General features: G+C 39.9%; 10 protein-coding genes. 7 read left to right on the top strand and 3 right to left on the bottom strand.

Features of this window, described 5'->3' with window-relative positions:
- Nucleotides 1–97: 97 nt before the first annotated feature.
- Nucleotides 98–1195, bottom strand: a complete 1098-nt coding sequence (locus H5114_RS09400; protein ID WP_182697165.1) for a DUF2066 domain-containing protein — start codon at nt 1193–1195, stop codon at nt 98–100.
- A gap of 238 nt (nt 1196–1433) precedes the next feature.
- Here H5114_RS09400 and H5114_RS09395 point away from each other — a divergent pair, with 238 nt between their 5' ends.
- Nucleotides 1434–2663: a uracil-xanthine permease family protein gene (locus H5114_RS09395; RefSeq protein WP_124015911.1), complete on the top strand. Its 1230-nt coding sequence runs from the start codon at nt 1434–1436 to the stop codon at nt 2661–2663.
- A gap of 110 nt (nt 2664–2773) precedes the next feature.
- Here H5114_RS09395 and grxD read toward each other — a convergent pair whose 3' ends face one another.
- Nucleotides 2774–3115 carry a Grx4 family monothiol glutaredoxin gene (grxD, locus tag H5114_RS09390; protein WP_011637214.1) on the bottom strand — a complete coding sequence of 114 codons (342 nt, stop codon included), beginning with the start codon at nt 3113–3115 and terminating at the stop codon, nt 2774–2776.
- Between the two features lie 232 nt (nt 3116–3347).
- On the opposite strand from grxD, the gene sodB reads away from it, so the two are divergent.
- From sodB to H5114_RS09370, 4 genes are all read left to right on the top strand, one after another.
- Entirely contained in the window at nt 3348–3932 is a 585-nt protein-coding gene (sodB, locus tag H5114_RS09385) for a superoxide dismutase [Fe] (RefSeq protein WP_124015910.1), read from the top strand.
- Nucleotides 3933–4230: 298 nt separating this feature from the next.
- A complete protein-coding gene (locus H5114_RS09380; RefSeq protein ID WP_124015909.1) occupies nt 4231–6165 on the top strand; it encodes a PrkA family serine protein kinase in 1935 nt (644 codons plus the stop codon).
- Nucleotides 6166–6228: 63 nt separating this feature from the next.
- A complete protein-coding gene (locus H5114_RS09375) occupies nt 6229–7494 on the top strand; it encodes a YeaH/YhbH family protein (RefSeq protein ID WP_182722784.1) in 1266 nt (421 codons plus the stop codon).
- 9 nt (nt 7495–7503) lie between these two features.
- The gene (locus H5114_RS09370; RefSeq protein ID WP_182722783.1) at nt 7504–9015 is read left to right on the top strand and encodes a SpoVR family protein; all 1512 of its coding nucleotides are present in this window, start codon (nt 7504–7506) and stop codon (nt 9013–9015) included.
- 105 nt (nt 9016–9120) lie between these two features.
- Here H5114_RS09370 and fadR read toward each other — a convergent pair whose 3' ends face one another.
- On the bottom strand, nt 9121–9840 hold the full coding sequence (gene fadR / locus H5114_RS09365) for a fatty acid metabolism transcriptional regulator FadR (RefSeq protein ID WP_124015906.1): 720 nt from the start codon (nt 9838–9840) through the stop codon (nt 9121–9123).
- Nucleotides 9841–10430: 590 nt separating this feature from the next.
- Between fadR and nhaB the strand changes: the two genes are divergently transcribed.
- Nucleotides 10431–12023: a sodium/proton antiporter NhaB gene (nhaB, locus tag H5114_RS09360; protein WP_124015905.1), complete on the top strand. Its 1593-nt coding sequence runs from the start codon at nt 10431–10433 to the stop codon at nt 12021–12023.
- A 114-nt stretch (nt 12024–12137) separates the two neighbouring features.
- Nucleotides 12138–12656, top strand: a complete 519-nt coding sequence (gene dsbB, locus H5114_RS09355) for a disulfide bond formation protein DsbB (protein WP_182697161.1) — start codon at nt 12138–12140, stop codon at nt 12654–12656.
- The last annotated feature ends 109 nt before the right edge of the window (nt 12657–12765 follow it).

Here is a 12765-nt window from a genome sequence, read left to right as displayed (position 1 = left end):
TATGCGAATATAGGCAATAAGCCTCAACATAAAGATACCTCAGATACAGCATTTCACGCTATACGATAAAACAGTATAGCGCACCGATTGAGCATACTTATTGACCCAACCATTGATAAATCAGCTTAGGTTTAGTGTTGTCAGTAGTTGACTCATAAAATGAATCGACACTGCCCACAGTATCTAATTGTGATAAGCGACTATCAATATTAAGCAACCGCTGTAAATCATCTAAATTACTAAACAAGTCAATAGTATAGGTGGCAGAGTCGCCCTTAAACTGGCTTAATGTTATGGACTTAACGGCACTAAGCTGACGAAGGTAACGTTCAACATTCACCACTTGAGTCATATTGTTTAATCCGGTAAATCTGACTTGTGTTGTAAGGTCACCGCCTGTAGAAGCAATAGCATATTGACTAATATAATAATCCGCCAGAATACTCATCATACTTTTGGTTGCTTGTTGATAATCGGTGGCATCACCTTGTTGAGAAATTAAAGCCACCAACACACCATTAGTTCTGTTTTTATCGAATAACTTGATGCTGTAATGTAGGTTGCTACCTTGGGTATCAATATTGGCAACAGCAAAGTAATCAGCTTGGTAACGGGTTGATGCTTTGGCTAATACATCGGTAAACATACCACGCACATCAGTAATGCTCACTTGCATAACATCATCTAAATCCATAATAGGCAACAATAATGGAATGCCTTTATTATTAGACTCTTGGGCTAAATCAGTACGTATATCTGTGGCCGAATCATCAGCTAAAATAGTCTGCTGATTATTTTCATCAACGGATATCCACAACAAGGTTAATGGCCGCTGGCTCCCCCAAACAGGTAAACCGGCTTCGCGTAATGTTGAAATCACCCGCTGATGGTCAAAACTGGCTTTGAGCATCAACTCACCATTTGACTCATAATAACCATATTGAGTCAAAATGACCTCAGGAGCATTAATTTGAGCTTTAACTAGGGGGTGAAGCACCACACTAGGTAAACCAGAATTTTTCAAGAAAACAGCAGCTAATGCCTCTTTTAGCGCATTATCTTTAACATCATTTGCACGTGAACTCACCGCAATATCGGCTTCATCTAACTTGCCGACTTCAGCAGCATACACAGTCGCAATAGAGGTTAATGCAATTATCGGTAACACAATGAGATTAATTAGTTTTTTCAGCATCAGATAACATAAACGCAGCAAATATAAGTGAACAAATTATATCATAATAAAATTCTATCGAGTAATGGATAACGAAAACTCTTTTTTACTACTGCCAAATTGACCCTATATTGTAGCCATATCAAATAACATTAATCGCTACAGCGTCCTCAAAGTTGTTATGCATATGATGGCTTTTATGTGACAATTCGCGCCGTTTGAGCACACGCTAACTTTCTAAATACTGATGGAGAACAATATGAAACGCGTGTTAATTCCGCTACAGGGCGCACAAATGTTATTTGTCGCTTTTGGTGCGCTTGTACTAATGCCGTTATTGACGGGTTTAGATACCAGTGTCGCCTTATTTACAGCCGGTTTCGGTACCCTTCTGTTTCAATTAGTCACTAAACGCCAAGTTCCTGTATTTCTCGCTTCTTCCTTTGCCTTTATCGCCCCCATTTTATATGGCGTGCAAACATGGGGTATTCCAGCCACCATGGGTGGTTTAATGGCTGCTGGCGCAGTTTACATGCTACTTGGGCTAACGGTAAAACTGCGCGGCACAGGATTTATTCATACCCTGTTACCCCCTGTGGTTGTCGGCCCAGTAATTATGATCATCGGTTTAGGCTTAGCGCCAGTCGCTGTCAATATGGCATTAGGTAAAAGTGGTGATGGTAGCTTAGTCATCGTTGAGCCCAATATTGCCCTAATAATTTCTCTTTCAGCCTTAACGACTACCATAATCGTGGCGATTTTTGCTAAAGGATTAGTTCGTTTAATGCCTATTCTGGCCGGTATTTTAGTCGGCTATGGCACTAGCTTAGCCTTTGGTGTTGTTGATTTTACGCCCGTAAGTGAAGCCGCTTGGTTAGCTATGCCAAACTTTGTTGCCCCAGAGTTTAACTGGCAAGCTATTTTATTTATGATCCCAGTGGCCATTGCGCCTGCCGTTGAACACATTGGTGATATTTTGGCTATTTCAAATGTGACAGGTAAAGATTATTTTAAAAAGCCTGGCTTACATCGCACCCTGACTGGTGACGGTATTGCCACAATTGCAGCAGCAGCATTGGGTGGTCCACCTAACACCACATACAGTGAGGTAACTGGCGCGGTGACACTCACTAAAAGTTTTGACCCTCGCATTATGACGTGGACAGCGATTACCGCAATTACCTTAGCTTTTGTTGGCAAACTGGGCGCCATGATGCAAACAATTCCCGTTCCCGTCATGGGTGGCATAATGTGCCTACTCTTTGGCTCAATTGCCGCAGTGGGATTAAACACCCTAATTCGTCATCAAGTCGATTTATCTGAACCCCGTAATCTCAGTATTGTTGGGGTAACGTTAGTGTTCGGTATTGGTGGCATGGCATTTGGCATTGGCTCATTTAGTTTAACCGGTATCAGCTTATGCGGGATTGTGGCTATTTTGATGAACTTGATTTTACCAGCGATAAAAAAGCCACCAACTGAGGCATAACCTCTTTAACATAGAAGCTGCTTAATCAGTAAGGCGCTATAAAAAAGCCCCAATCGCAAATTGCGATTGGGGCTTTTTAATCAGTGCATTAAACACTCAATCAATACTCATTACTCTGCAGCGTCTTCGGTGCGGAATTTATCAGCAGTCGCTTTAATGATTGGCTGAAGTTCACCTTTTTGGAACATTTCAGTGATGATGTCACAACCACCAATCAACTCGCCTTCAACCCATAGCTGTGGGAATGTTGGCCAGTTAGCAAATTTTGGTAGTTCAGCACGAATATCTGGGTGCTGTAAAATATCTACGAAGGCAAATTGTTCACCACAATTGATCATCACTTGAGCAACTTGAGATGAAAATCCACAGCTTGGTAGCTTAGGTGAACCTTTCATGTACACAATAATTGGGTTTTCGCTAATTTGCTGTTTAATCTTTTCTACAGTTTCCATTGGATTTCCTAAGTACGACGAATGAACACATAACGACTATTGTACGACACCTAGACAAAGAACAAAATGCCACAGTTTGTAGGGTTTATCTAAAATCCATTAAATAGCTACAGCAATCCAGATAATTCCCAAACAATGATTCACATCACAAAAATAATCAGTACAATAGAAGTAGAGCAATGTTACCTGATTGGTAAACAAAACGATAACCTGAATCCATGGAGAGATACTAATGGCTTTCGAACTACCAGCTTTACCTTATGCAAAGAACGCACTTGAACCACACATTTCTCAAGAAACCATTGAGTTCCATTATGGTAAGCATCACAACACTTACGTGGTAAAACTAAACGGTTTAGTTGAAGGAACTGAATTTGCTAACAAGACGCTAGAAGAAGTTGTTAAAACTTCAACTGGTGGTATGTTCAACAACGCCGCTCAAGTTTGGAACCACACTTTTTACTGGAACTGTTTAGCGCCTAACGCTGGCGGCGAAGCAACTGGCGATATCGCTGCTGCTATCAATGCATCTTTTGGTTCTTTTGAAGAATTCAAAGCTAAATTTACCGATTCTGCAGTCAACAACTTCGGTAGTGCTTGGACTTGGTTAGTTAAAAAAGCTGACGGTTCATTAGCCATTGTTAACACTAGTAATGCTGCTACACCGTTAACAGATGAATCAGTGACTATTTTATTAACTGTAGACGTCTGGGAACATGCTTACTACGTTGATTACCGTAACGCACGTCCAGAGTATTTAGCGCACTTCTGGCAACTTGTTAACTGGGAATTTGTTAACAAGAACTTTGCTGCTTAATCTTCATTAGCTGCAAAAAAATAAAGGAGCCTTTTGGCTCCTTTTTTTAAATCTTTTCTTGCCACAAAGCATGACCCACATCACACTTCTATTTTTGCAACTATTGCAAATGCTACTGTTTGTCTTTGTTTTTATTTAATTTATTTTCCATTAAAACTTCGCCAAGTCATTTACCCTGTCCTACACTTTACTCGTAAAGCCTAATATTGCGCTAATTGGTCCAGTAATATAGTTAAACCATTGCGTTAACCACAGAGGCATTTTACGTAATACAACTGCATGTTTTGAGGGGGTTATTATGGGTATTTTTGAGCATTATCAACAACGATATCAACAAAAACGCGACGAAGAATATACCTTGGAGCAATTTCTTGATATTTGTAAACAAGACAAAAGTGCCTATGTATCTGCTGCCGAACGCTTATTAATGGCCATTGGTGAACCGCAGATTATCGACACAGCAAAAAATCCTGTCTTAAGCCGTATTTTTTCTAATCGTGTTATTGCAAGCTATCCCGCATTCAAAGACTTTTATGGTATGGAAGACGCGATTGAACAGATTGTGGCTTATTTAAAGCATTCTGCTCAAGGCTTAGAAGAATCAAAACAAATTTTGTATCTTCTCGGTCCTGTTGGTGGCGGTAAATCGTCCATTGCCGAAAAACTCAAGGTACTTATGCAGCATGTGCCTATTTACATACTAAGTGCTGATGGGGTTCGTAGTCCGGTTAACGACCATCCTTTTTGCTTGTTTGATCCCGAAGAAGACAGTCAGTTACTGAACAATGAATACCAGATCCCCAGTCGTTATATCAAAACAATTATGTCTCCATGGGCAGTAAAACGTTTACACCAATACGGTGGCGATATTTCAAAGTTCAAAGTAGTAAAAGTGTATCCATCGGTGCTAGACCAAATCGGCATTGCTAAAACAGAACCCGGTGATGAAAACAACCAAGATATTTCAGCTTTAGTCGGTAAAGTCGATATTCGTCAATTAGAGCATTTCTCACAAGATGATGCTGATGCCTATGCCTACTCAGGTGCATTATGCAGAGCAAACCAAGGCTTAATGGAATTTGTCGAAATGTTTAAGGCACCGATTAAGGTATTACATCCATTATTGACTGCAACCCAGGAAGGTAATTACAACAGTACTGAGGGCTTATCAGCACTACCGTACAACGGCATTATTTTAGCCCATTCGAATGAATCAGAATGGTCAACGTTTAGAAATAATAAAAACAATGAAGCATTTTTAGATCGCGTCTATATCGTCAAAGTGCCCTACTGCTTGAGGGTTTCTGAAGAAATGGCGATCTACCAAAAACTATTAGCCAATTCAGAATTATCAAACGCATCTTGTGCCCCAGGCACCTTAGAAACATTGGCACAATTTAGTGTGCTCTCTCGCTTAAAAGCACCGGATAACTCATCTATTTATTCCAAGATGCGTGTATACAATGGTGAAAGCTTAAAAGATACCGACCCAAAAGCAAAGTCCTACCAAGAATACCGTGACTACGCTGGCGTAGATGAAGGAATGCAAGGACTATCCACCCGCTTTGCCTTTAAAATTCTATCCAGAGTGTTTAACTTTGACAGTGCAGAAATAGCCGCAAATCCAGTGCACTTATTTTATGTACTCGAAAAACAAATTGAGCAAGAACAATTTCCGAATGAAGTAAGTGAAAAATATTTAGAGTTCCTTAAAGGTTATTTAATCCCTAAGTATGTTGAATTTATTGGCAAGGAAATACAAACCGCTTACCTTGAGTCCTATTCAGAATACGGCCAAAATATTTTTGACCGCTATGTTACTTATGCCGATTTTTGGATTCAAGATCAAGAATATCGAGATCCCGAAACCGGACAGCTGTTCGATCGTGGGGCACTCAATGCAGAACTGGAAAAAATAGAAAAACCTGCTGGAATTAGTAATCCAAAAGACTTCCGTAATGAGATTGTTAACTTTGTTCTGCGAGCTCGCGCCAACAATGAAGGCAATAATCCGTTGTGGACCAGTTATGAAAAATTACGCGTTGTGATAGAGAAAAAAATGTTTTCTAACACTGAGGATTTACTGCCAGTGATTTCATTTAACGGCAAAACATCCAATGACGATCAGCGTAAGCATGACGATTTTGTTAATCGTATGATGGAAAAAGGCTACACCAAAAAACAAGTCAGATTATTGTCAGAATGGTATTTACGAGTGCGCAAATCATCGTAAAACGCCAGGTTGGCAGAGTCAGCCCTTGCTGACTTTGCCATGAATTAGACTTGGGAGAGGCGTATGGCAAATTTTATTGATAGACGACTCAATGCAAAAGGAAAAAGCACCGTCAATCGGCAGCGTTTTATTGAGCGCTATAAAAAACAAATCAAAAAAGCTGTCGGAGAAGCTGTCACTCGTCGCAGTGTTACTGATATTGATAAAGGTGAACAGATTAGCATTCCGACTCGAGACCTTAGTGAACCGGTTTTCAGACAAGGTCAAGGTGGCAGAAGGGACAGAGTACACCCTGGGAATGATCAATTTAATCGCGGTGACCAAGTTCAACGACCTAAATCTGGCCAAGGCGGTTCTGGGCAAGGTGATGCATCAAATAGCGGTGACGGTGATGATGATTTTGTATTTACTATCTCAAAAGACGAATATCTAGAGTTACTGTTCGACGATCTCGAACTGCCTAATTTACAAAAAAATCAGCTAAATAAATTGGTTGAATATCAAACCTATCGAGCGGGATTTACCAATGATGGCGTGCCCGCTAACATTAATATTGTCAGATCGTTGCGTTCATCTTTGGCGAGACGAATTGCCATGAGCGGTGGCAAAAAGAAAGCGCTACAGGCATTGGAAGCCGAACTAGTCATGCTGGAGGACACGCCAGGTGCTCAAGCAGAAAGAATTTTAGCCATAAAGGAACAGATATTATTACTCAAGCAGCAAATCGCAAAAGTACCTTTTATCGATACTTTTGATTTGCGCTTTAACAACTATGCCAAACGTGAAATCCCTTCTAGCCAAGCGGTAATGTTTTGTCTGATGGATGTATCTGGATCAATGGATCAAGAAACCAAAGATATGGCTAAGCGTTTCTATATATTACTTTACCTCTTCCTGACGCGCAGTTATCAAAATCTGGAGGTGGTGTATATTCGCCATCATACACAGGCTAAAGAAGTCGACGAACATGAGTTTTTTTACTCACAAGAAACTGGCGGGACTATCGTATCAAGTGCATTGAAGCTAATGCATGAAATACAGCAAGCACGCTACCCAGAAAATGAATGGAATATTTATGCCGCTCAAGCCTCTGACGGTGATAATTGGGCCGATGACTCGCCAGCCTGCTATGAGATTTTAGCAAAACATATTTTGCCAAAGGTTCGCTATTTTAGTTACATAGAAATAACCCATCGCGCTCATCAGACGTTATGGCACCAATATGAAAAACTGCAACAGCAATTTGACAACATTGCAGTGCAGAATATTACCCACGTAGAAGACATATACCCAGTATTTCGCGAACTCTTTAAAAAACAAACTATGTAGGGGGTGATCATGGTGAATATAAAACGTAGCCCATTAGATGATGGACCCGAGTGGACATTTGACTTACTGCAACAATATCAACATGAAATTGAAAATGCAGCGACATTTTTTAAACTTGAAACTTACCCAAATCAAATTGAAATTATTACTGCTGAACAAATGATGGATGCCTATGCTGGCATTGGTATGCCCATTGGTTATACCCACTGGTCATTTGGCAAGCGGTTTATCCAAACAGAGCAAGGCTATAAACGTGGCCAGATGGGTTTGGCATACGAAATTGTGATTAATTCAAACCCATGTATTGCCTATTTAATGGAAGAAAATACCATTACCATGCAAGCATTAGTCATGGCGCACGCTTGTTATGGTCATAATAGTTTTTTTAAAAATAACTATTTATTCGATACTTGGACCGATGCCAGCTCGATTATCGATTATTTAGTCTTTGCTAAAAATTATATCCGCGAATGTGAGTTACGTTATGGGGTTGAACAAGTTGAGTTAATTCTCGACTCTTGTCATGCATTGATGAATTACGGTGTTGACCGCTATAAACGCCCAGCAGAAGTGTCACTGAAGCAAGAGCAAGAAAAACAGCAGCAACGTGAAGATTATTTACAGAGCCAAGTCAATGACTTGTGGCGAACTCTGCCAACATCACCACAAAAAGAAACGCCAGAAACAAGTACTATTTTCCCAAGTGAGCCCCAAGAAAACATTCTATATTTTATTGAAAAAAATGCCCCATTACTGGCTTCATGGCAACGTGAATTAGTCCGAATTGTTCGTAAAATGGCGCAATATTTTTATCCACAAAAACAAACTCAAGTGATGAATGAAGGTTGGGCGACATTTTGGCATTACACCATACTCAATCATTTATACGATAATGGTAAAGTCACTGACCGTTTTATGATGGAGTTTTTGCAAAATCATACTGCTGTGGTTGCGCAACCTGCCTACAATAGCCCTTACTATAATGGCATAAACCCTTATGCCTTAGGTTTTGCAATGTTTGTCGATATAAAACGAATTTGCCAAACACCAACCGATGAAGATAAAAAGTGGTTTCCCGACATTGCCGGCAGTGATTGGCTTGAAACGGTTCACTTTGCGATGAAGCACTTTAAAGATGAGAGTTTTATTAGCCAATATTTATCACCAAAAGTGATTCGTGATTTTAAATTATTTGCTATTTTAGATGATGAAAAACGCAGCCAACTTTCTATTTCGGCCATTCATGATGAGCAAGGTTATCAAGATATCCGCAACACTCTGTCACAACAATATAATTTATCCAATATAGAACCCAATATTCAGGTGCAACAAGTGCAAGTGAATGGCGATCGTTCTATTACCTTACGCTACATCCCCTATGACAGCATCCCACTTGCAGATAACCATCAAGAGATGTTGAAGCATCTACATCGGCTATGGGGTTTCAATGTCAGCTTAGAGCAAGTAGACGATGTAGGTATTGTGAGGGTATTATCAAGCTGTCCTGAAGCGACAGCATAAAAAAAGCCAATCGACTTGATTGGCTTTTCAAATTGAAACTCAATATCCGAGGTAAATAAATCGGTATTCTCTATTAACGATAAATGCTCAACTCATCACGGTAAATTAAGTATTATCATGGCCCATTTCAGCAGGCAGGTCATCACGCAGCTTTTGCCACATTTTGCCACTTTCAATACCATTGGCTCGCATCAATGCTGGTACATCAATATAATTTTTAGCTTGGGCGAGTTTTTCCAGCTTAAGATAAAAGCTTAGGGTTAATTCACGGGCTTCTTGGCTGGAAAAATAATAACGACCCACTCGATTATAAAGGCCTTTAAAGCCATTTAAAATCAATACATATAATGGGTTACCCGATGCAAATGCTAATGTGTGATGCAACTTATAATCAAATGCAGCATAGGCTTCAGCGTTATTTTCTAAACTGTGAATGTCGGCCAAGACTTCAACCACTTTTTCAGGATTGTGGCGAATGGATGCACGAAAATAAATGTTGCTTACGTTACCACGAGCAGCCATGAGTTGATCGACGAGTAATGGAAAACCATCAGGGTTCAAATCAGCAATGGTTTCTAAAATATTTAAACTAGAGGTTTCCCAAAAGTTGTTCACTTGAGTAGGTTTACCATGCTGAATTTTTAACCAACCATCTCGTGCAAGACGCTGAAGAACTTCTCTTAACGTCGTACGAGTGACACCGATAAGTTCTGAGAGCTCACGTTCAGCAGGTAAAATTGATCCGGGTGGAAATTTATTTTCCCAAATGGAACGAACAATATATTTCTCGGCAAAACTCGCTGGCCCTTTGGCATTGATGATCATCAGCCTTCATATCCTATTGCTAAACAATGGCGAAACTATTGCACTGATCATACCAGAGCGGTGGAAAATAAAAACCATTGTTTATTCAGGACGCTCATTACGACTATTTTTTAACCTACTATGAGCCATTACAACTTCAATAATCAGATACTATTCACATTAAATTACTAAAATCATAAACCTATAGCAATTTTATCGATAAAATAACACAAGTTTAGTATATACTCATGTAGCTAGCTTGTTGATGTAATGTAGTATTTTTGGGAGCAAATAACGACATTACAATTCAATTTTGTTTGAGCTACACTAGCAGCGAAAATACAAGAGCCATATCGAGTTTGCCGCATAATTATGTAGGCTAACACATTGTTTGCTATATCAAGACACTATAATTTCACAACAATAAATAGACGGTAATGTTCAATTTGCCTCGATAGGTTATTTGGCGCAAATTAATGAAAAGTTGATATCCATCAAGTTTTTAATATGAAGTTGCTTCTATTCTCCCAGTTCTGTTGAAAATAATAATGTGTTGCTAGCATCAAAAATGGTACCAATACTGTAACAATCACAATATCGGAGAGGCTGCTATGCAGGCAACCAAAAGTCAGGCGCTGTTTGTTAACTTTTTAGGTAATTCACCTAAATGGTACAAATACGCAATTTTGGCATTTTTAGTCATCAACCCCCTGCTCTTTTTCTATGTAAATCCTTTTGTCGCTGGATGGGTGCTAGTGGTGGAATTTATTTTCACTTTAGCTATGGCATTAAAATGTTATCCACTGCAACCGGGTGGTCTTTTAGCCATTCAAGCCGTCATCATAGGAATGACTTCGCCCTCACAAGTGCTACATGAAATAGAAGCTAATTTAGAAGTATTGCTCTTATTGGTATTTATGGTCGCTGGTATTTACTTTATGAAACAGCTATTGCTGTTTGTATTTACCAAAATGATCACTAAAGTACGCTCAAAAATTATCGTGTCTTTGATGTTTTGTACTGCATCAGCTTTTTTATCAGCCTTCTTAGATGCCTTAACCGTGATTGCGGTGATCATTGCTGTTGCCGTCGGTTTTTACTCTATCTACCACAAAGTCGCATCGGGTAAGAGTTTTAGTGATAGTAACGGTCACGACCATACGTCTGAGTCTAGCGGACAATTAAATGATGACGAATTAGAATCGTTTCGGGCATTTTTACGTAATTTATTAATGCACTCAGGTATCGGTACTGCACTGGGTGGCGTATGTACTATGGTGGGTGAACCGCAAAACTTAATCATTGCGGCGCAGGCCCATTGGCAATTTGGTGAGTTTTTCTTACGTATGGCACCTGTGACTATGCCGGTATTGATTGCCGGTATATTAACGTGTTTTCTTGTCGAGAAATTCAAAGTATTTGGTTATGGAGCCCAATTACCTGATGCGGTACATAGGATCTTATCTGATTACGCTGCTCATGAAGACTCACACAGAACCAACCAAGATAAAATGAAACTCGTCGTTCAGGCTCTTATTGGTGTGTGGTTAATTGCTGGTTTAGCACTTCATTTAGCTTCTGTTGGCTTGATTGGGTTATCTGTCATCATCTTAGCTACAGCATTTAATGGCATTACAGACGAACATTCATTAGGTAAAGCATTCGAAGAAGCGTTGCCTTTCACTGCGTTACTTGCTGTATTTTTTGCCATCGTAGGTGTCATCATTGATCAAGATTTATTCGCTCCAGTGATCCAATGGGCATTGAGTTATGAAGGCAATATGCAGCTAGTTATTTTCTACATTGCTAACGGCTTACTGTCTATGGTGAGTGATAACGTGTTTGTGGGTACAGTCTACATTAATGAAGTAAAATCTGCGTTAATGAGTGGCCAAATTACTCGAGACCAATTTGACTTACTAGCTGTAGCAATTAATACCGGTACTAACCTACCTTCGGTTGCGACACCAAACGGTCAAGCGGCATTCTTATTCTTGTTAACATCTGCTATTGCGCCACTTATTCGCTTGTCTTATGGCCGGATGGTGTGGATGGCACTCCCCTATACTATCGTGCTATCGATTGTGGGGGTAATGGCGATTGAGACAGGTTTCTTAACCGACATGACTAACACATTATATGAGAGCCAATTAATTATTCACCACTCAGCTAAAGACTTAAGTGGCGCGGCAATGGGACATTAATTACATCAGCTTAATGGACTTAGCTGATAAATTATTTTAAAGTCACTATAGTTTGTTTAAACACCCTCATTTGAGGGTGTTTTTTTATCTCTTCGCACACTTAGGAATCCGACATTGTCACCATTACAGCAGTTTAGTCATAGCCGTCTTTCTTGGGGTTTATTGTTATTCTCCGCCATAGGACTAGAGTTGGCGGCACTCTTTTTTCAATATGGAATGGATCTCGCTCCGTGTGTGATGTGTATTTACATTCGTGTAGCGGTATTGGGTCTTATATTGACTGGGCTTGTGGGTATACTACAACCCAAAGTGTGGTTTTTACGCTTGGTCGGAATCGTTAGCTGGGGAGTATCAGCTATTTGGGGATTTAAATTAGCCTATGAGCTAAACCAGATGCAAGTTAATCCATCACCATTTGAAACGTGTTCCTTTTATCCTGAGTTCCCAAGCTTTATGCCATTAGACACTTGGTTACCTTCCGTCTTTTCGCCGACAGGCATGTGTAGCGACTCGCCTTGGTCATGGTTGTCTGTCAGTATGGCGCAGTGGATGATGGTTGGATTTGCTGTTTACGGTTTGATTTGGTTAATCGTCTTGTTACCGGCACTTAAACCGACTAACAAGAGTCAGTAATTTATGCCTTAGAGTCATTCCATTGCACTAGATTAAGCATTGTTGATTAAAAATCGGCTCGAATAGCAGGCCAAATAAAGGGCTGAATAAGCGATGAATGCTTAATATT

The organism is Shewanella sp. SR43-8, from assembly GCF_014163775.1.
In the GTDB taxonomy this organism is placed as follows: Bacteria; Pseudomonadota; Gammaproteobacteria; order Enterobacterales; family Shewanellaceae; genus Shewanella; species Shewanella vesiculosa.
The sequence above is the reverse complement of the archived record's forward strand: the minus strand, read 5'-3'. Positions and strand labels throughout refer to the sequence as shown.